This is a genomic window from Pedococcus sp. P2_D7 (genome assembly GCF_056404295.1).
Window position 1 is genome coordinate 568205 of record NZ_JBFUEH010000004.1, and the last position, 19038, is coordinate 587242.

19 protein-coding genes are annotated in these 19038 nt (G+C 71.9%); 17 read left to right on the top strand and 2 right to left on the bottom strand.

The features are described from left to right. Window positions 1–158: 158 nt before the first annotated feature. On the top strand, window positions 159–1124 hold the full coding sequence (gene thiL, locus AC1DWJ_RS11905; RefSeq protein ID WP_477620872.1) for a thiamine-phosphate kinase: 966 nt from the start codon (window positions 159–161) through the stop codon (window positions 1122–1124). A 146-nt stretch (window positions 1125–1270) separates the two neighbouring features. Here thiL and rpmB read toward each other — a convergent pair whose 3' ends face one another. Then, window positions 1271–1465 carry a 50S ribosomal protein L28 gene (gene rpmB, locus AC1DWJ_RS11910; RefSeq protein WP_056922510.1) on the bottom strand — a complete coding sequence of 65 codons (195 nt, stop codon included), beginning with the start codon at window positions 1463–1465 and terminating at the stop codon, window positions 1271–1273. Window positions 1466–1635: 170 nt separating this feature from the next. Between rpmB and AC1DWJ_RS11915 the strand changes: the two genes are divergently transcribed. The 4 genes from AC1DWJ_RS11915 to rsmD all read left to right on the top strand — a co-directional run bounded on the left by AC1DWJ_RS11915 (window position 1636) and on the right by rsmD (window position 7079). After that, window positions 1636–3357: a DAK2 domain-containing protein gene (locus tag AC1DWJ_RS11915; RefSeq protein WP_477620873.1), complete on the top strand. Its 1722-nt coding sequence runs from the start codon at window positions 1636–1638 to the stop codon at window positions 3355–3357. Window positions 3358–3359: 2 nt separating this feature from the next. Continuing rightward, window positions 3360–5600 (top strand): ATP-dependent DNA helicase RecG, encoded by a 2241-nt coding sequence (locus tag AC1DWJ_RS11920; protein WP_477620874.1) that lies wholly within the window; start codon window positions 3360–3362, stop codon window positions 5598–5600. Window positions 5601–5701: 101 nt separating this feature from the next. Continuing rightward, on the top strand, window positions 5702–6478 hold the full coding sequence (locus AC1DWJ_RS11925; RefSeq protein WP_457253373.1) for an alpha/beta fold hydrolase: 777 nt from the start codon (window positions 5702–5704) through the stop codon (window positions 6476–6478). Between the two features lie 25 nt (window positions 6479–6503). After that, entirely contained in the window at window positions 6504–7079 is a 576-nt protein-coding gene (gene rsmD / locus AC1DWJ_RS11930; RefSeq protein WP_457253371.1) for a 16S rRNA (guanine(966)-N(2))-methyltransferase RsmD, read from the top strand. A gap of 151 nt (window positions 7080–7230) precedes the next feature. On the opposite strand, the gene AC1DWJ_RS11935 is transcribed toward rsmD, so the two are convergent. After that, a complete protein-coding gene (locus AC1DWJ_RS11935) occupies window positions 7231–7524 on the bottom strand; it encodes a hypothetical protein (protein ID WP_457253370.1) in 294 nt (97 codons plus the stop codon). Between the two features lie 163 nt (window positions 7525–7687). On the opposite strand from AC1DWJ_RS11935, the gene AC1DWJ_RS11940 reads away from it, so the two are divergent. The 12 genes from AC1DWJ_RS11940 (at window position 7688) to AC1DWJ_RS11995 (ending at window position 18857) form a co-directional block, all read left to right on the top strand. Further along, on the top strand, window positions 7688–8245 hold the full coding sequence (locus tag AC1DWJ_RS11940) for a hemerythrin domain-containing protein (protein WP_457253369.1): 558 nt from the start codon (window positions 7688–7690) through the stop codon (window positions 8243–8245). A gap of 47 nt (window positions 8246–8292) precedes the next feature. Continuing rightward, window positions 8293–8820: a pantetheine-phosphate adenylyltransferase gene (coaD, locus tag AC1DWJ_RS11945; protein WP_457253368.1), complete on the top strand. Its 528-nt coding sequence runs from the start codon at window positions 8293–8295 to the stop codon at window positions 8818–8820. Next, window positions 8750–10930: an acyltransferase family protein gene (locus tag AC1DWJ_RS11950; protein ID WP_457253367.1), complete on the top strand. Its 2181-nt coding sequence runs from the start codon at window positions 8750–8752 to the stop codon at window positions 10928–10930. Before coaD ends, AC1DWJ_RS11950 begins: the two co-directional genes overlap by 71 nt. A 137-nt stretch (window positions 10931–11067) precedes the next feature. After that, a complete protein-coding gene (locus AC1DWJ_RS11955) occupies window positions 11068–11655 on the top strand; it encodes a YceD family protein (RefSeq protein ID WP_477620875.1) in 588 nt (195 codons plus the stop codon). A 1-nt stretch (window position 11656) separates the two neighbouring features. Next, window positions 11657–11851, top strand: a complete 195-nt coding sequence (gene rpmF, locus AC1DWJ_RS11960) for a 50S ribosomal protein L32 (RefSeq protein ID WP_056922518.1) — start codon at window positions 11657–11659, stop codon at window positions 11849–11851. Window positions 11852–11904: 53 nt separating this feature from the next. Then, the gene (gene rnc / locus AC1DWJ_RS11965) at window positions 11905–12672 is read left to right on the top strand and encodes a ribonuclease III (protein ID WP_457254158.1); all 768 of its coding nucleotides are present in this window, start codon (window positions 11905–11907) and stop codon (window positions 12670–12672) included. 75 nt (window positions 12673–12747) lie between these two features. Then, window positions 12748–13617, top strand: a complete 870-nt coding sequence (mutM, locus tag AC1DWJ_RS11970; protein ID WP_477620876.1) for a bifunctional DNA-formamidopyrimidine glycosylase/DNA-(apurinic or apyrimidinic site) lyase — start codon at window positions 12748–12750, stop codon at window positions 13615–13617. 47 nt (window positions 13618–13664) lie between these two features. Then, a complete protein-coding gene (locus AC1DWJ_RS11975) occupies window positions 13665–13961 on the top strand; it encodes an acylphosphatase (RefSeq protein WP_457253364.1) in 297 nt (98 codons plus the stop codon). 226 nt (window positions 13962–14187) lie between these two features. Continuing rightward, window positions 14188–14379 (top strand): hypothetical protein, encoded by a 192-nt coding sequence (locus AC1DWJ_RS11980; protein WP_457253363.1) that lies wholly within the window; start codon window positions 14188–14190, stop codon window positions 14377–14379. Continuing rightward, window positions 14376–14702 carry a chorismate mutase gene (locus AC1DWJ_RS11985; RefSeq protein ID WP_457253362.1) on the top strand — a complete coding sequence of 109 codons (327 nt, stop codon included), beginning with the start codon at window positions 14376–14378 and terminating at the stop codon, window positions 14700–14702. The genes AC1DWJ_RS11980 and AC1DWJ_RS11985 overlap by 4 nt, the downstream gene beginning before the upstream one ends. Before the next feature lie 258 nt (window positions 14703–14960). Beyond that, on the top strand, window positions 14961–18533 hold the full coding sequence (smc, locus tag AC1DWJ_RS11990; protein WP_457253361.1) for a chromosome segregation protein SMC: 3573 nt from the start codon (window positions 14961–14963) through the stop codon (window positions 18531–18533). Window positions 18534–18593: 60 nt separating this feature from the next. After that, the gene (locus AC1DWJ_RS11995) at window positions 18594–18857 is read left to right on the top strand and encodes a hypothetical protein (RefSeq protein ID WP_457253360.1); all 264 of its coding nucleotides are present in this window, start codon (window positions 18594–18596) and stop codon (window positions 18855–18857) included. Window positions 18858–19038: the final 181 nt, after the last annotated feature.

Sequence of the window (19038 nt, forward strand, 5' to 3'; positions counted from 1 at the left end):
CTGTTGAGCAGAACGGATGTTCTTGACGGACGAGTGCGGTCCTGCCGAGACCATGAGTCCCGGAGAACCACGCGGCCGGGGCGCACCTCGGCCACGCCAGACGCTACCGTGCCCGTGTCCCGCCCGTCTCCCCCGACCCGTCACGAGGAGGTCAAGTCATGGTCACGTCCGCCCGCACCCTGGCTGACGTCTCCGAGTCCGAGCTCCTGCGCGAGATCTTTCCGTTCTTCCCTCCGTCGGCAGCACTGTCGGTCGGGCCCGGCGACGATGCAGCAGTCCTGCGCACCGGCCCCGCGACCGTGGCCACGACCGACTCGATGGTGCGGGGCCGTGACTGGCTCGACGAGTGGTCGACGCCGGGCGACGTGGCGACCAAGGTCCTCACGCAGAACCTCGCCGACGTCGCCGCCATGGGCGCGACGTCGACCGCGATCCTCGTGTCGCTGGTGGCGGAGCCTGCCACGCCGCTCGGCTGGGCGGTGGAGTTCGCCCGGGTGCTGGGGGAGCGGGCCTCCGCGGCCGGAGTCGTCGTCGCCGGCGGCGACCTGTCCTCGGCCCCGACCGGTGTCCTGATGGTGTCGGTGACCGCACTGGGCGACCTCGGCGACCGCCAGCCGGTGCTGCGCAGCGGCGCTCGCCCCGGGCACGTCGTGGCCGTCAACGGCACCCTCGGCCGCTCAGCGGCCGGTCTGGCGTTGCTCCAGGGTGGCGCCGACCCGCTGACCGTCGCGGACGGCATACCTCGCTCGTGCCTGGCTCACCACCTGCGTCCGGTTGCGCCGCTGGCGGCCGGACCAGAGGCTGCCCGCGCCGGCGCCACCGCGATGATCGACCTGTCTGACGGGCTGCTGCGCGACGGTCACCGCGTCGCCGAGGCGAGCGGCGTGCGCCTCGCGCTGTCCCCGACGGGCCTCCTCGACGACTACGCGGCCCTCGAGCCCGTCGTCGGCGACGCCGCGTGGGAGTGCGTGCTCGCCGGGGGTGAGGAGCACAGCCTGCTCGCGACCTTCCCGGGGTCTGTCCCCGACGGCTGGCGCACCATCGGCGTCGTGGAGGCCGGCGACGGCGTCACCTTCGACGGAGCCGTCCAGCAGCCGCGCGGCTGGGATCACTTCCGGGCGTAGCAGGAAAATCGATACTTCCGGGCGTAGCAGGAAAATCGATACTTCCGGGCGTAGCAGGAAATCGATACTTCAGGGGCTAGGGGGCATGAAAGAAGCCGACCTCCCGGTCGGAGATCGGCTTGTTTCGGTATGCCGCAGGGGCAGGGTCAGCGCTTGACCTTGCCGGCCTTGAGGCACGAGGTGCAGACGTTGAGACGCTTCGGGGTCACGCCCGCGTCGCCCACCAGCGCCTTGACGCGCTGGATGTTGGGGTTCCAGCGACGCTTGGTGCGGCGGTGCGAGTGCGAAATGTTGTGACCGAAGCCCGGTCCCTTGCCGCAGACATCGCAGTTGGCAGCCACGGGTGTTCTCCTGAAATCGATTGGTACAAGAATGGGGTGGTCCGTGGAGTCTCCTCGCGCGGGCACAGGCCAGCGACGCAGAGGTCCACGGGAACCGGTCAAGCGTAGCCGAGGTGTGGCGCAACGGCCAAAACGGGGCCGCTGACGGAGTCTGCGGCTAGCCTGCCACCGTGCTCGAAGCCCTCACCGCCGTGGACGCGAGGCGATGGGCCGTGCTCACTCGCGCCGCCTTCGCCGCCCGGCGGGCCGAGATCGACGCGCTCAACGTCTACCCCGTCCCGGACGGCGACACCGGCACCAACCTCTACCTCAGTCTCGACGCCGCCCTCGACTCGGTCCGCACCGAGCACGAGAAGGCCGGCATCCTCGGGGCGGCCACCCTGGAGCAGGAGTGCTCGGCGCTGGCCCGCTCGCTGCTGCTGACCGCGCGGGGGAACTCCGGGGTCATCCTCAGCCAGCTCGTGCGCGGGTTCGCCGAGGCGATCGCCGAGTCGGGGCAGGACCGGGCCGGCGCCGACACCATCGCCGACGGCCTCGAACGCGCCAGCCAGCGGGCCTACGCGAGCGTCACCCACCCCGCCGAGGGCACGATCCTGACCGTGGCTCGGGCGGCTGCCGCTGCTGGCGCGGCCGCAGTCGACCGCGGGCTCGTGGCGGTGGCCGAGGATGCCCTCGACGCCGCGACCGAGGCACTGCGGGCCACCACCGCCCAGCTCCCGGCGCTGGAGCGAGCCGGCGTGGTCGACGCGGGCGCGGCGGGCTACCTCCTGCTGCTCGAGGCGCTCGCACGGGTGGTGCACCAGGACGGCACGCACGTGGGTGAGCGCATGGAGGTGTTCGCGGACGACTCGATGCGCCGCCGCGAGGACTGGAGCCAGGTCGGCGGGGTGGTCGAGCCGATCGGCGCCACCGGGGGAGCGCCCACCGGGGAGGGCGACTTCGTCCTTGGCGGGCCGGCATACGAGGTGATGTACCTGCTGCGCGACACCGACGAGGAGCGGGTGGCCACCCTCACGTCGACCCTCGACGGGCTCGGCGACTCGCTGCTGGTGGTCGGGGGGCCCGACCTGTGGAACGTCCACGTCCACGTCGACGACGTGGGTGCGGCCGTGGAGGCGGGGATCGACGCCGGTCGCCCCTACCGCGTGCGGGTCACCCATTTTGATGTTGGGGGTGGTCGTGCCGTTCACGGTGGTGGCCAGGGTCAGATCGGTCGGGCGACGCCGGCGGCCACGGTGGCCGTCGTGGCGTGTGCGGCAGGTCCGGGGCTGGCCGCGGTGTTCGAGGAGGCGGGTGCAGTCGTCGTGTCCAGCGGACCCGGACATCGTGCTTCGGCGGGCCAGCTCCTCGACGCCGCCCGCGCGGCGCATGCCCGCGAGGTCGTCGTCCTCCCCAACGACGGCGACACGGTGATGGCGGCCGAGGCGGCAGCCAGCGCCGCCGAGCAGGAGGGCCTCACCCTCCACGTGGTCCGCTCACGGACCGCAGTGCAGGGACTGGCGGCGCTCGCCGTCTTCGACGCGACGGCCTCCGGCTCCCGCAACGCCGCGCAGATGTCGCACGCCGCCGCGGCCACCCGTCACGGGGCTGTGGCCGTCGCCAGCAAGCAGGCCCTCACGAGCGCCGGCCCCTGCGAGGCCGGCGACGTGCTGGGTGCCGTGGCCGGTGACGTCGTCATCGTGGGGTCCGACCTCGAGGACGTCGCCGTCGAGGTGGTGGTGCGGCTGCTGAGCAGCGGCGGCGAGCTCGTCACCGTGATCGCCGGTGCCGACGCGCCCGAGGGCCTTGCCGAGGCCCTGGGGGCGCGGATCGAGCGGGGACACCGCGACGTCGAGGTCAGCGTCATCGACGGGGGCCAGCCGCACTACCCACTGCTGCTCGGGGTCGAGTAGGCGTGGTCGACGAGCGCACCAAGCTGGACAAGCTGCTCGGCGTGCGGACCGCAGGCAACCTCGCCAAGCACCGTGACCTCGTGACGGTCGGCGACCTCCTCGAGTTCTGGCCGCGTCGCTACCTCGAGCACACCTCCGACCTGTCCGACCTGCACGTCGGGAAGTACGTCGTGGCCGTTGCCGAGGTCAAGACCGCCGTGACGCGGCGCATGCAGAAGCGACGCGGCGAGATGCTCAACGTGACCATCACCGACGGCCGCAACGAGGTCGACATCGCGTTCTTCAAGGCGTGGGGGCACAAGGACGCCCTCGTCCCGGGTGTCCGCGCGGTCTTCGCGGGTGAGGTCGGCATGTACGGCCGGAGGTGGCAGCTCACCCACCCCGCCTACCAGCTGGTCGAGGGCGACCTCGGCGTCGCTGCCACCGACCGGGGTCCGATCCCCGTCTACCTCCAGGTCAAGGGACTGCAGAACTGGACCGTCGCCGAGTGCGTGCGGATCGTCTTCGACCACCTCGAGGACGTGCCCGAGCCGCTGCCTGCCGCCCTCCGCAGGCGGCACGGGCTGCCCGGGCGGCTCGAGGCACTGCGCGGCATCCACGTCCCCAGGGCCTTCCCCGAGGTGCAGCGGGCCAGGCAGCGGCTGCGCTACGAGGAGGCGCTGGTCTTCCAGACCCTCCTCGCCCAACGGCGGGCACGGCAGGCTGCTGACCGCACGGTCGCGCGCACTCCGCGGGAGGGAGGGCTGCTCGCGGCGTTCGACGCCCGACTGCCGTTCGAGCTGACCGACGGGCAGAAGGCGGTCGGTGCCACCCTGGCCGAGGAGCTCGCCAAGGACGTGCCGATGAACCGCCTGCTCCAGGGCGAGGTCGGGTCGGGCAAGACGATCATCGCACTGCGGGCCATGCTCGCGGCGGTCGACTCCGGTGGCCAGGCGGCCCTCCTGGCACCCACCGAGGTCCTGGCGGCGCAACACCACCGGTCGATCACGCAGATGCTGGGCGACCTCGCCGAGGGAGGCCTGCTCGGGGGCAGCGCCATCGGCACGCGGGTCGCACTGCTGACCGGCAGCCAGGCCACGGCGGCACGCCGCGACAACCTCCTGCAGGCAGCCAGCGGCGATGCCGGCATCGTCATCGGGACGCACGCGCTGATCCAGGAGAAGGTGCAGTTCCAGGACCTCGCGCTGGTCGTCGTCGACGAGCAGCACCGGTTCGGTGTTGAGCAGCGAGATGCCTTGCGGGAGAAGGGATCCCAGCCCCCTCATGTGCTTGTCATGACGGCGACACCCATCCCGCGCACCGTCACCATGACGGTCTTCGGCGACATGGAGACCTCGACCCTGGCCGAGCTCCCGCGGGGTCGCTCACCCATCGCGACGCACGTCGTGCCGGCCGACCGGGGCGCGTGGGTGCAGCGCACCTGGGAGCGAGTCGCGGAAGAGGTGCGCTCGGGCCGACAGGCGTACGTCGTCTGCCCGCGGATCGGCGACGGCGACTCCCAGGCCGCCGGCTCCGCGGCGGGGACGGCTGACGAGGAGGAGATCTCCGACGTCGTCGCCCCCGGGGACGACGACGGCGACGAGCGCGAGGTCGCCGCACCGCCGCGCGAGATGGCGAGCGTGTATGCCGTGGAGGCGACCTTGCGTGCCAACCCCGCGCTCGAGGGGCTCTCGATCGCGGTCCTGCACGGCCGGATGGCCCCCGAGGACAAGGACGCCGTGATGAGCGCATTCACCGCGGGTCGCATCGACGTCCTGGTCTCGACGACCGTCATCGAGGTCGGGGTCGATGTCCCCAACGCCACGGTCATGGTCGTGGTGGACGCCGACCGGTTCGGCGTCTCTCAGCTCCACCAGCTGCGCGGGCGCGTCGGGCGTGGTGTCCACCCCGGGCTCTGCCTGCTCATGACGTCGTCCGAGGCGGAGGCGTCGGTCGAGCGCCTCGAGGCCGTGGCGGCCACCAACGACGGCTTCGAGCTGGCCCGCCTCGACCTCGAGCTGCGTGGCACCGGTGACGTCCTCAGCGGCCGGCAGAGCGGGGGCGGCCGGTCCGGACGGGCGATGGGTCGGGGAAGCTTCCGGTTCCTCTCGCTGGTGCGCGACGAGGAGGTCATCCTCCAGGCGCGGGAGGACGCCGCCGAGCTGGTCGCGGCCGACCCAGAGCTCACGGATCACCCCGAGCTGGCGAAGGCCGTCGCGGAGCGGGTCGACGCCGAGCAGGCAGCCTTCCTCGACCGTGGCTAGTGCTACGACACTGCTCGCCCAGAGCGAGCAGTGTCGTAGCACCGCGCCGACGCCGCCTTAAAGAGGGGCGCGGGTGGCCCGCGGCGCAATACGCTCGACGGATGCTGCTCTCGCATGACGATCAAGGTTCTGGTCCCGCGGTCGTGCTGCTGCACGCGGGGGTGGCCGACCGCAGGATGTGGGACGCCGTCACGCCGGCCCTGACCCACGCGTTCCGGGTGATCAGGCCCGACCTGCGGGGCTTCGGCCAGACCCCGCAGCCGCCCGGGCCGTACGCGGACGCCGACGACGTGGACGCCTTGCTCGACTCGCTCGGGGTCGTCGATGCCGCAGTCGTGGGGTCGTCGTTCGGCGGGCGTGTGGCGATGGAGCTGACCACGCTGCACCCGGCCAGGGTGTCCTCCCTGGTCCTCATGTGCACCGCCTATCGGGGGCTGGAGCCGACCGAGCTGGTGAAGGCGTTCGGCGCCGAGGAGGGCCGGCTGCTCGAGGCCGGGGACGTCGACGGAGCGGTGGCGCTCAACGTCGACACGTTCCTCGGCCCCGAGGGCGATGCAGCGGCGCGGGCCCTCCTGACGCTGATGCAGAAGCGGGCCTTCGACGTGCAGCTCGCTGCCGACGAGGCCGACCCCGGCCCCGAACCGCGCCGGGTCGACGTGGATCCCACGACCATCGCCGTGCCCACGGTCGTGGTGTCGGGAGCCCACGACCTCGACCACTTCGTTGAGGTGGCCGCGCTGTTGGGCGAGCAGATCCCGGGCGCGGAGACGGTCGAGCTCGACTGGGCCGGACACCTGCCTGCCCTCGAGCGCCCGGACGCCGTGATCGCGCTGCTGCTCGACGTGCTCCGCGACGACCCGACGGTGCACGCACCCTGACCCACGCCACTGCTACCTTGCCGCCGTGACGCGCATCATCAGCGGCCGCGCCGGAGGCATGCGGCTCGCCACCCCGGCCGGCTCCGGCACCCGGCCCACGAGCGACCGCGTCCGGGAGGCGCTGTTCTCGCGCCTCGAGCACCTCGAGGTGCTCCTCGGCGCGAGAGTCGTTGACCTGTATGCCGGTTCAGGGGCTCTCGGTCTCGAGGCGGCCAGCCGAGGAGCCGCGACCGTGCTGCTCGTGGAGTCGGACAAGGCCGCCGCCAAGGTGACCCGACAGAACGCCGACACCCTCGGCATACCGGGAGCCACGGTGCGGCACGCCACCGTGCAGCGCGTGCTGGCGACGCCGCCCTCAGCGCCGCAGACCCTGGTCTTCCTCGACCCGCCGTACGAGCTCAGCGAGGAGGCGCTCACCGCCGACCTCACGGCGCTGACGACGGGTGGTTGGCTCGCTCCCGACGCGCTCGTGGTCGTCGAGCGTTCGGCCCGCTCACCGGAGCCGGCCTGGCCCGAGGCCCTGGAGCGCGAGGGCGAGCGCCGTTACGGCGAGACGAAGATCTGGTTCGCTGGGCCACGCACCCCTGATGTCGTCGCCTGACGCCTGACGACGGACGACGGACGACGGACGACGGACGACGCAACGACGCACGACGCAACGACGCACGACGCAACGACGCACGACGCAACGACGCACGACGCGACAGAGCCCGACCGCACCGCGGTCGGGCTCTGTCAGTGTTCCGGGTCGGTCAGACCGCGGGGGAGGTGGGCAGGAGGCTGAACTGCACCCCGCCCGTCTCGTCCACCGCGGCGTCGAGCACCTGGTCGCCCAGGGCGACGGCGGCGGTCTCGTCGAGGTAGACCTTCGCGCCGTCCTGCTCGACGACGGCGTCACCGGGCAGCGCCTGCTCGGCGGTGGTGACGGTCAGGCCGCCGGAGTCGACGCCCTCCTGGCTGAACCGCAGACCAGCGTCCTCGGTGCTGAGGTTCTGGTCGACGAGGGTCTTCACGATCGTGCTGGCGTTCTCGGTCAGGGTGAGCATGGGGGCTCTCCTTCTGTGCCAATGAGTCAGGCGTCGAGGTCAGGACCCCTCCACCGTGTCGCACCCAGCGCAGGGACACCAAAACGGGCGTCCGATGGGTGGGACCAGCCGTCTCACCGAGCCCCGAGATGTGACATCAGCGCAGGTGGGAGAGGGTATGGGCATGACGACCTACGAGATCCCCCGCCCCATCGACGGCGACGTCGTCGAGCTGATCCTCGACGACCACCGCCTGTTCGAGGCCCTCCTGCGAGACCTGCGCGATGCCACGGCCGACCGCGAGACCGCGCGCGAGACGCTGTCCAGCGTGCTCATCGCCCACGGCGAGGCCGAGGAGGAGAAGGTCTACAGCCAGCTGAAGAGCAAGCGCGCCATCACCGCCCACGAGGCCGAGCACGGCGAGGAGGAGCACGCCGAGGGCAACGAGGCCCTGCTCGCGCTCCTGGAGTGCAAGGGCACCGACACCCAGAAGTTCGACCACGCGGTCGAGGCGCTCGCCAAGGCCCTCAACCACCACATCGGTGAGGAGGAGCAGACGATCCTCAACCCGGCCCGTGAGGACGTGTCGGAGCAGGTCCGCCAGGACCTCGGCGTCGCGTGGGCCGCCCGCCGCAACGAGCTGCTCGACGAGGGTGCCGGGTCGATCACCAACGTCCGCAAGATCGTCGCCCGGGCGCACCAGGAGGGCCTCCTCCCCGCCGACGAGGAGGAGGACGAGTAGCCGGCAACGGAGTTCGACGGGGACAGCCGCGCTGCTAGCGTTCCCGTGTGAGCAGCGCTGAGACCACGCAGGCCGGGCCCGTGCAGGTAGGGGCCCGGCGGTGTGTGTGCCCCGGCTCCTACGACCCGGTGACGCTCGGTCACACCGACGTCATCCGGCGGGCGGCGGCCCTCTACGACGAGGTCGTCGTCGCCGTCCTGCACAACCCGGCCAAGCGCGGCACCTTCACCCCCGAGGAGCGGCGCGACCTCATCCTCGACTCGTGCGTCGACCTCCCGAACGTGCGCGTCGAGCTGTTCGCCGGCCGGCTGCTGGTGGACGTCGCGCGTGAGGTCGGGGCGAGCGCGATCGTCAAGGGACTGCGGGGTGGCACCGACTTCGCCTACGAGCTGCCGATGGCCCTGATGAACCGTCACCTCACAGGGATCGAGACCGTCTTCCTGCCCGGCGACCCAAGCCTCGAACACATCTCGAGCTCGCTGGTCAAGGAGGTCGCGACCCACGGTGGCGACATCTCCGGGCTGGTCAGCGATCGCGTCCGGGACGCGCTGCTGGCGCGCCTGCTGGAGCGGTGACCTGACCTCGACGGACCCCCGGACGCCCCGCTTCCGGCCCGACATCGAAGGGCTGCGCGCCGTCGCCGTCCTGCTGGTGGTGCTCTACCACGCAGGCCTGCCGCTCCCGAACGGCTTCCTCGGGGTCGACGTCTTCTTCGTCATCTCCGGTTTCCTCATCACGGGCATCCTGGTGCGGGAGCTCGTCACCACCGGCACGATCAGCTGGGCCCGGTTCGTCGGCCGGCGGATCCGGCGGCTGCTCCCCGCCGCGATCCTCGTCCTCGTCGTGACCGCGCTGGTCGCGTGGTTCGTCGTGCCCGGGCTGCGGCGCCGCGACATCGGCACCGACGTCGCCGGGGCCGCGCTCTACGTCGTGAACTGGGTGTTCGCCCACCGCGCCGTCGACTACCTCGCCTCCGACAGCATCCCCTCACCGGTACAGCACTTCTGGTCGCTCGCCGTCGAGGAGCAGTTCTACGTCGTGTGGCCGCTCGCCCTGATCGCACTCGCCGTGGTCATGAAGCGGCTGGGCCGCCGAGCCGGGGTGGGGGTCGTGGGTGGGCTCCTCGCCGCCATCGCGCTGCCCTCCTTCGGGTATGCCGTGTGGCTGGGTCACGTCGACCCAGACCGCGCGTACTTCGTCACCACCACCCGCGCGTGGGAGCTCGGGGTGGGTGCGGCGCTCGCGGTCTGGTGCGCCGGCAGGGAGCCGGCCACGCGGCATACCGAAGGGCTTGTGGGCGCGGGAACAGGGACCCGCACTGTCGCGTGGGCCGTGCTCGGCTGGGCGGGGCTCGCCGCTGTCGTCGGGTCGGCGGTCTGGCTGCCGGCCGGTGCGACCACGCCCGGACCGTGGACGCTGGTCCCGACGGTGGGAGCCGCGGCGGTGCTGCTCGCCGGCTGGTCAGGTGCCCCGGGCGGACCGGTCCGGGTGCTCGGCAGTGCCCCGATGGTCTGGGTCGGGGGGCTCTCGTACTCGATCTACCTCTGGCACTGGCCCTCGCTGGTGCTGACCGAGTGGGCCCTCGACGGCATCACGACGACCCAGCGGGTGCTGGTCCTGGTGGTGTCGTTGCTGCCCGCCTGGGCGAGCCACCGGTTCCTCGAGAGCCCGATCCACCACAGCCGGGCGCTGGCCGCGCGCACCCGGCCGGTGCTCGCCCTCGGCGTCGCCCTGTCGGCCGTGGGCGCGCTGGCGGCCATCCCGCTCGTCACCGCTGAGTCGCCCTTCCGCACGACGCCGATGGCCGGCGCCAGACCGTCGGTCGACACCTTGGGCGCCACGACCCTCTCGTCACCGCCGAGCACTGACCCCGCGAGGTATGCCGTCGACGACTGGGACTGGCTCACTCCCGACCCGCAGCTCGCCGGCACCGACCGCCCCGCCGCCGACGTCGACCGCTGCCAGGTGGACCGGTTGGTCGAGGAGCCGGTGGCGTGCGAGTTCGGCGTCGCCGACGGCCCGACCACGGTGGCCCTGGTGGGTGACTCCAAGGCCATGCAGTGGCTGCCCGCGCTGGAGCGGCTGGCTCCTGCCCGTGGCTGGCGGATCGTGACCTACGGCAAGTCCTCCTGCGCGCTGGCCGCCGGCCACGCCCAGAACGAGGGCCGGCCCTACCCGGCCTGCGACGAGTGGAACCGGCGGGTCGCCGACCGGTTGCGCACGGACCCGCCCGACCTCCTCCTCACCTCCGGGTATGCCGCGTCGGCCTGGGACGGCGCCCACGCCACCCGGGCGGCCCTGGTCTCCGGGCTGGCAGCCCGCTGGTCGCAGCTGCGCGAGGCCGGGGTGTCCGTCGTGGTGCTGGGGGACAGCCCGCTGTCGCCCGACGACCTCGACGTGTGCACCGCCCGCCACCCCCACCAGCTGAGCCGGTGCGCCTTCGACCGGGCTGCAGCGGTGGCCGGGAGCGGGCTCCCCACCCAACGCGAGGCGGCGGCCTCGTCAGGCACCCCGCTGGTCGACCTCACCCCGTGGATCTGCCCGGTGGAGGAGTGCCCCGTGGCGATCGGGAACGTGTCGATCCACCGCGCGGGTGACCACCTCACGGCCACCTACGTGCGGACCCTGGCCCCCGTGCTGGGGGAGGCGCTGGTGCGCGCCGTCCCGTCAGCTGTGCCACGCTGAAGCCCGCCGGCTGGGACGGACCGGGCCGGGCGGCATACCCGCGCATTTGGGGGAGTGGCCCGTGCTCCGGTAATCTCGTGCGTCGGTCTTGTCCTCGCCCGAGGTGAAGTCCGAGTCACTCGACGTCTGCTGGAGCCATGGAACACCTGAACCCCCGATCGCCGCTGGTCTTCGACACCACGGACCTCGGTCGGCGACCCGGTTCCATGGAACGCCTCCAGCGCACCGTCGAGGCACCTGCCGACTTCGGCACGGACGTCATCGCGGTCCCGGAAGGGGCCCCGATCGAGCTGGAACTCCGGCTCGAGTCCGTCGTCGAGGGCGTGCTGGTCACCGGCTCGGCCCGAGCCACGGCAACCGGCGCCTGCGTGCGGTGCCTGGATCCCGTCAGCCACGAGGTTGTCGGACACTTCCAGGAGCTGTTCGCCTACGCCGATCGCGCGGCCCACCACCGTGAGGTGGGCGCGGACGACGACGAGACCGAGGAGCACGTGCTGGAGGGCGACCTGTTCGACCTCGAGCCCGTGCTCGTGGACACGGTGGTGCCTGCACTGCCGTTCCAGCCCGTGTGCCGGGAAGACTGTCCGGGTCTGTGCTCCGAGTGTGGAGCGCACCTGGCGGACGACCCCGACCACCACCACGAAGTGCTTGACCCCCGGTGGGCCGCGCTCAGCGCGCTGTCCCCCGACACCACCCAGAGCAACACCGAAGAGAAGAGGAACTGACGTGGCTGTCCCGAAGCGGAAGACGTCGCGCTCCAACACCCGTTCGCGTCGTGCGAACTGGAAGGCGACGGCGACCACGCTCACCACGTGCCCGCAGTGCAAGGCTGCCATGCAGCCCCACATCGCCTGCCCGTCCTGTGGCACCTACAAGGGCCGTCACTACACGCCGGCCGAGCGCACCGAGCACCAGGGCTGAGCCGGTCTGAACCTCGCGTGAGTACCCCTCAGTCCCCCATCGGGGACAGCGCGATGCAGCGGCCCGTCGACGGCTTCGTCCAGCACCTCACCGAGGTGGTGGACGGAACGATCGACGAGTCGCTGCTTCTGCGTGCCCTCACGCACCGGTCGTACGCGTACGAGAACGGCGGACTGCCCAACAACGAGCGCCTCGAGTTCCTCGGCGACTCGGTGCTGGGGCTGGTCGTCACCGACACCCTCTACGCCACCCACCCCGACCTGCCCGAGGGCCAGCTGGCCAAGCTGCGCGCCGCGGTGGTCAACATGCGTGCCCTCGCCGATGTCGCCCGCACCCTGGGCCTCGGCGACCACGTGATGCTGGGGCGTGGTGAGGAGAGCACCGGGGGCCGCGACAAGGCCTCGATCCTCGCCGACACGATGGAAGCCGTCATCGGGACGGTCTACCTGTCGTGCGGCATGCCCGCGGCGGCCCGGCTGGTGCACCACCTGCTCGACCCGCTGATGGCCGCCAGCGCCACCCTCGGCGCCGGGCTCGACTGGAAGACCAGCCTCCAGGAGCTGTCCGCCGCCACGGCCAAGGGCGTGCCCGAGTACCGCGTGGACGAAGAGGGCCCCGACCACGAGAAGACCTTCCACGCCCGCGCCGTCGTCGGCGAGGAGGTGCTGGGGGCCGGCAGCGGCCGCTCCAAGAAGGAAGCTGAGCAGCGCGCCGCCGAGCTGGCCTGGCGGGCCCTGACGGCCCGCGCGGGCGACCTCACCGGTGCCGGCGACCCCATCGCCTCGGCCGACGAGGATGCCGTGGCGGGCTCGCCCTCCTAGGCGAGCACCCGGCATACCCGACGTCAGTCGGAGCCGGCCCGCAAGGGTGTCGGGCCCGCATGCTTGAGTTGCCCCATGCCTGAGCTGCCCGAGGTCGAGGTGGTCCGTCGTGGTCTGGACGACCACGTGGTCGGGCGCACGATCGCGGACGCCGAGTTCCGCGGCGAGCGCGTGGCCCGCCGGCACCTGCCCGGCCCGCTCGACCTCGCCGCCCAGCTCGCGGGCAACCACGTCGAGCAGGCCCGGCGACGGGGGAAGTACCTCTGGCTGGTGCTGCGCGCGCCCGACGGCCACCGGCACGGGCTGATCGCCCACCTGGGCATGAGCGGGCAGCTGCTCGTCGAGGCGGCCGACGCGCCGGAGGAGAAGCACCTGCACGCGCGGTTCACCTTCGCCGACCGCGGGCCGGAGCTGCGCTTCGTCGACCAGCGGACGTTCGGGGGGATGGCGTTGGCCGAGCTGACCGACGACCTGGTCCCCGAGACGATCGCCCACATCGCGCCCGACCCGTTCGAGGCGGGCTACGACCGGGCCGCCGTCGTCCGTCGGATGAAGTCCCGCGACTCCGCGGTGAAGCGGGCGCTGCTCGACCAGACGCTCGTCGCTGGGATCGGCAACATCTATGCCGACGAGGCCCTCTGGCGGGCGCAGGTGCACGGCGAGCGGCTCTGCTCCTCGCTCACCAAGCCGACCCTGTCACGCGTGCTCGACCATGCCCACGACGTGATGCTGGCGGCCCTCGGCGAGGGCGGGACGAGCTTCGACGCCTTGTACGTCAACGTCAACGGGGCGTCGGGCTACTTCGACCGGTCGCTGCACGCGTACGGGCAGGAGGGTCGTCCGTGCGACCGCTGCGGCACCCTGATCCGGCGCGAGGCCTTCATGAACCGCTCGTCGTTCTCGTGCCCGCGGTGCCAGCCGCGCCCCCGGCCACGGCGCGGCTGACAGCAGGGGCCCTGCGGTTGTACAACTGAACCGAGAGGGTGGTGCAGATGGATCACAACGGTCCGGCCAGGGCAGTCGTCTGGGTGCACGGTCGGGTGCAGGGTGTCGGGTTCCGCTGGTGGACCCGCGCGCGGGCGCTCGAGCTCGGCCTCGTCGGCCATGCCCGCAACGCCGGGGACGGCCGCGTCGAGGTGGTCGCGCAGGGCGACGAGGAGCGGATCCGTGAGCTGGTCGCGCTGATCGAGGAGCGACCCTCCCAGCACCTGCGGCCGGGCGAGGTCCAGCAGTGCGTGACCACGTGGGGTTCTCCCAAGGACGGGCTGGTCGGGTTCGTGGAGAAGTGACCGCGTCGAGAACTGATCGCGTCGGGAAGTGACCTGACCGGGAAGTGACCTGACCGGGAAGTGACCGGGTCGCGAGTGAGCGTGGTTGCGGCAGTTTGCCCACTGCGGCATTGACCGGCTGTGGTCCGGATGTCACCCTGAGAGATGCCCGGACGTGAAGCCGGATGAGATGCCGGAACGGGCACCCGCAGGACGCGACCCCCACGTCTGCGGAGAAGGAGTCGACATGGCCAAGGCCCTGGTGGGCTATCGCGTGGCGTCTGACCCGCGACTGATGCTCGAGACCATCGAACTGCGTCGCCGGGTGCGGGACCTCGAGTTCCTCGTCGACAGACTGCAGCGCGACAACGACAAGCTGCGTGAAGATCTGAGACACCCCGACGCCGTCGCAGCCGGCGTGCCTACGATTGCCGGGTGAGCTCGACCGCATCGACGCCCGGTTCGTCCCGTTCAACTGGTTCGACCCCTGACGATCTGCTGCGCCTTCGGGCGAGCATCGACAACATCGACGCGGCCCTGATCCACCTGCTCGCCGAGCGCTTCAAGTGCACCCAGCAGGTGGGTGAGCTCAAGGCCCGCGAGGGTATGCCGCCCGCTGACCCCACGCGCGAAGAGGCCCAGATCGCGCGGCTGCGCGACCTCGCCGACCAGGCCGGGCTCGACCCGACGTTCGCCGAGAAGTTCCTCAACTTCGTGATCGCCGAGGTCATCCACCACCACGAGGCCATCGCCGGCTCCTGACCCTGCGCACTTCTGGCCACTGGTGTCGCACGTGGTGCTCATTCCGGGGGTCTGCTGCCGCACAGCTGGCCAGAAGTGGGGAAAGGGAGTGGCGCGGCATACCTCTGGAGCCACTTGTGTCACACGAGGCACAGGCAACGCAGGGCGGCGGAAGGTGCCGGGACCACGCGCGGACCGCGGGTAGGGTGGCCCACGCACAACCGCCCAGGCAGACAGCAAGTCAGGCCACCCCGCATCTCACCAGGAGCCGACCCGCTCGTGTACGTCAAGAGCCTCACCCTGAAGGGCTTCAAGTCCTTCGCCTCGGCGACCACGATGCGTCTCGAGCCGGGCATCACCTGCATCGTCGGCCCGAACGGCTCGGGCAAGTCCAACGTCGTCGACGCGCTCGCCTGGGTGATGGGTGAGCAGGGCGCCAAGAGCCTGCGCGGCGGCAAGATGGAGGACGTCATCTTCGCCGGTACGTCCGGCCGCGCGCCGCTGGGTCGCGCCGAGGTCGCGCTGACCATCGACAACTCCGACGGTGCCCTGCCGATCGACTACACCGAGGTCACGATCGCGCGGACGATGTTCCGCAACGGCGGCTCCGAGTACGCCATCAACGGCACGTCCTGCCGACTGCTCGACGTCCAGGAGCTGCTGTCCGACTCCGGCATCGGCCGCGAGATGCACGTCATCGTCGGCCAGGGCCAGCTCGACGCCGTGCTGCGCGCCACCCCCGAGGAGCGCCGCGGCTTCATCGAGGAGGCGGCTGGCGTCCTCAAGCACCGCAAGCGCAAGGAGAAGGCGCTCCGCAAGCTCGAGTCGATGGAGGCCAACCTCACCCGGGTCAACGACCTCACCGGTGAGATCCGCCGCCAGCTCGGCCCCCTGGGACGCCAGGCCGAGGCCGCTCGCAAGGCCGCCGTCATCCAGGCCGACGCCCGTGACGCCCGCCTGCGCCTGCTCGCCGACGACCTCGTCCAGCTGACCTCGACCCTCGAGCAGGAGGTCGCCGACGAGACCGCCTTGGTCGCCAAGCGCACCGAGGTCGAGGAGGGCCTGGCCACGCTGCGCAGCCGGCTCGCCACCCTCGAGCAGCAGGCCCAGGACGCCGCGCCGGAACTGGCGAAGGCGCAGGAGCGCTGGTTCAGCCTGCAGCAGCTCCGCGACAAGCTCACCTCCACGGAGTCCCTGGCCGCCGAGCGCGTGCGCCTCCTCAGCCAGGACACCCACGACGAGCAGACCTCGGGCCGTGACCCCGAGGAGCTGCGCGCGCAGGCCGCCGAGGCGCGCAAGCAGGAAGAGGCCCTGCTCGCCGAGGTGCGCGAGGCCAAGGCCGAGCTCGAGGTCGCCGTCGCGGCCCGCGAGGCCGCCGAGCAGGCGTATGCCGCGGAGCAGCAGCGACTCCAGCGCCTCGCCCGCGCGGCCGCTGACCGGCGCGAGGGGTTGGCCAAGCTCGCCGGCCAGGTGGGTGCCCGCAGGAGCCGGCTCGAGGCCGGGGAGGCCGAGATCGGCCGCCTGCGCGGCGTCATCGAGCAGTCACTCCAGCGCGCCGCAGCGGCGGAGCAGGAGTTCCGGACCCTCGAGGCGTCGGTCGCCGTCGACGAGGAGGGCGAGGAGGGACTCGACTCCGCCTACGAGAAGGCCGCCGCCGTCCTCGAGCAGGTCGAGGCCGAGGTCGAGCAGCACCGTGAGGCCGAGCGCCTCGCCGAGCGCGACCGCACCAGTGGCACCGCGCGGCTCGAGGCCCTCGAGCTGAGCCTGTCCCGCAAGGACGGCGCCGCCACCCTGCTGGCCGCCGCCGACTCCCAGCACGGGATCGTCGGCTCGGTCGCGTCCCTGCTCCAGGTCAAGGGTGGCCACGAGGCAGCCATCGCCGCGGCGCTCGGCTGGGCCGGTGACGCGCTCGCCGTCGAGTCCGTCGACCACGCGGCTCGCGCGCTCACCACGCTGCGCGCCGAGGACGCGGGCCGGGCCTCCTTCCTCGTCGGGCAGACCGCCAGCTCCAGCGACCCGTCCACGTGGCCGGCCCTCGAGGGCTCGGCCGTCTGGGCCCGCGAGGTCGTCGAGGCTCCCGCCACGGTGCGACCGGCGGTGGAGCAGCTGCTCGACCGCGTGGCCCTCGTGTCAGACCCCGCCCTCGCAGCCGCCCTGGTCTCGCGCGGTGAGGGCATCACCGCGGTCACCACCGACGGTGACGTCTTCGCCCCCGGCTTCGTCCGTGGCGGCAGCAGCCACGCGCCCAGCCTCATCGAGATCCAGTCGGCCGTCGACGAGACCCGCGACCGCGTCGCCGACGCGACCCGGCGGGGTGAGCAGGCCCGCTTCGCGTTGACCGCCGCGCTGGAGCGCCACCGTGCGGCGAACGACGACGTCGAGGCCGCCCTCGAGCGGCTGCACGACTCCGACGCCAAGATGGCAGCCGTGGCCGAGCGCCTCGGTCACCTCGGGGCCACCGTGCGGTCCGCCAAGGCCGAGGCCGAGCGCACCGAGCGCACCATCGCCGATGCCACCGCTGCCCTCGAGAGTGACCGGGTCGAGCTGGCCGGACTCACCGAGCGCCTCGACGAGGCCAGCGCGGAACCGACCGAGTCGCAGGACCCGAACACCGACGAGCGAGACCGGCTGGAGCTCGAGGCGAGCCGTGGTCGCACGGCGGAGACCGAGCTGCGACTCACGTTGCGCACCAAGGAGGAGCGTGGGCGTGCCCTCAAGGGCCGGGCCGACTCGCTCGAGGGTGCGGCCCGCAACGAGCTCGCCGCGCGTCAGCGGCTCGCCGCCCGCCAGGAGCGGCGCAAGCGCGAGGCGACCGTGGCCGAAGCCGTGCGCCGGGGAGCGGCCTACGCCTCCACGCTGATCGCCGATGCCCTCGACACCGCGTCCCGCCAGCGCGCCAGCGCCGAGGCGGAGCGCTCGGAGCGCGACCAGGCCCTGACCCAGGTGCGCCGCGAGGTCTCGGTGCTGCAGGACGACCTGCGCGAGCTCACCGACACCGTCCACCGTGACGAGGTCGCGCGCACCCAGCAGCGGTTGCGCATCGAAGCCATGCAGGCCAAGGCCGTCGAGGAGCTGGGCATCGACCCCGATGCCCTGATGGAGGAGTTCGGCCCCCACCAGCTCGTCCCCTTCGTCGCCGGCCCTGACGACGACCCCGACACCCTGCCGGAGCCGGCGCCCTTCGTGCGCGAGGTCCAGGAGAAGCGGATGCGCAAGGCCGAGCGTGCCCTCGGCGCCCTCGGTCGCGTCAACCCGCTGGCCCTGGAGGAGTTCGCCGCGCTGGAGGAGCGCCACAAGTTCCTCACCGAGCAGCTCGAGGACCTCAAGAAGTCCAAGCGTGACCTGCTCGACATCGTCCGCGAGGTCGACGAGCGGGTCGAGCGCGTCTTCACCGAGGCGTTCCACGACACGGCCGCCCAGTTCGAGGGTGTCTTCAGCCGGCTCTTCCCCGGCGGCGAGGGCAAGCTCACCCTGACCGACCCCGCCAACATGCTCACCACGGGGATCGAGGTCGAGGCGCGCCCGCCCGGCAAGAAGATCAAGCGCCTCTCGCTGCTCTCCGGTGGCGAGCGGTCGCTCGTGGCGGTGGCCCTCCTGGTGTCGATCTTCAAGGCGCGGCCCAGCCCCTTCTACATCATGGACGAGGTCGAGGCGGCGCTCGACGACGCCAACCTGGGTCGACTGATCACCCTCTTCGAGGAGCTGCGCGACTCCAGCCAGCTGATCGTGATCACCCACCAGAAGCGCACCATGGAGGTGGCCGACGCCCTCTACGGCGTGTCGATGCGTGGTGACGGTGTGACCACTGTGGTTTCGCAGCGCATTCGGGACGTGGCTGCCCAGAGCGCGTAGCAGACCGGCGGTCGCGCGTCGATTTGAGCAAACGCGTCCGGGCAGGGCACCCTTGGAGGCATGGTCCCCCTCATCATCGGCATGCTCATCTGCGTCGCACTGGCCGTTGCGGTCGTCGCCGTGGTCGCGATCCCGGCGCGCCGTGAGGGTCGCGAGCTGCTCACGCCGCAGGGCGAGGAGATCATCGCCGTCGTCAAGGAGAAGACCGCGTCGACCCTCGAGACGACCGGTGAGGCGATCGTCACGGCGAAGGACAAGGTCGCTGACACCATCACCCCCGGAGACTCCGCCGACGACATGAGCGGTCGCCACCGCGCCAGCTGACGCGAAGCCCTGACGCTGCGCGTCGGGTAGTCCTCGGAGCCGCTTCCCAGTCCATGGGGGCGGCTCTCGTCGTCGGTGTCTGCGCAGGTCAGGCGTGGTACGTCCGATCCCACCCATGACATTTGTCATGGGTCAGTGACCCCGCTGGCGAGGATGCTGGGCGACGGCCCTGACCCGGGGC

Bases quoted from the DNA above. Each gene is read 5' to 3' on its own strand.
- AC1DWJ_RS11940 (WP_457253369.1), top strand. From the start codon at position 7,688: ATGACGACCTACGAGATCCCCCGCCCCATCGACGGCGACGTCGTCGAG.
- AC1DWJ_RS11925 (WP_457253373.1), top strand. From the start codon at position 5,702: ATGCTGCTCTCGCATGACGATCAAGGTTCTGGTCCCGCGGTCGTGCTG.
- AC1DWJ_RS11980 (WP_457253363.1), top strand. From the start codon at position 14,188: ATGGCCAAGGCCCTGGTGGGCTATCGCGTGGCGTCTGACCCGCGACTG.
- thiL (WP_477620872.1), top strand. From the start codon at position 159: ATGGTCACGTCCGCCCGCACCCTGGCTGACGTCTCCGAGTCCGAGCTC.
- AC1DWJ_RS11975 (WP_457253364.1), top strand. From the start codon at position 13,665: ATGGATCACAACGGTCCGGCCAGGGCAGTCGTCTGGGTGCACGGTCGG.
- mutM (WP_477620876.1), top strand. From the start codon at position 12,748: ATGCCTGAGCTGCCCGAGGTCGAGGTGGTCCGTCGTGGTCTGGACGAC.
- rnc (WP_457254158.1), top strand. From the start codon at position 11,905: ATGCAGCGGCCCGTCGACGGCTTCGTCCAGCACCTCACCGAGGTGGTG.
- AC1DWJ_RS11955 (WP_477620875.1), top strand. From the start codon at position 11,068: ATGGAACACCTGAACCCCCGATCGCCGCTGGTCTTCGACACCACGGAC.
- AC1DWJ_RS11995 (WP_457253360.1), top strand. From the start codon at position 18,594: ATGGTCCCCCTCATCATCGGCATGCTCATCTGCGTCGCACTGGCCGTT.
- AC1DWJ_RS11935 (WP_457253370.1), bottom strand. From the start codon at position 7,524: ATGCTCACCCTGACCGAGAACGCCAGCACGATCGTGAAGACCCTCGTC.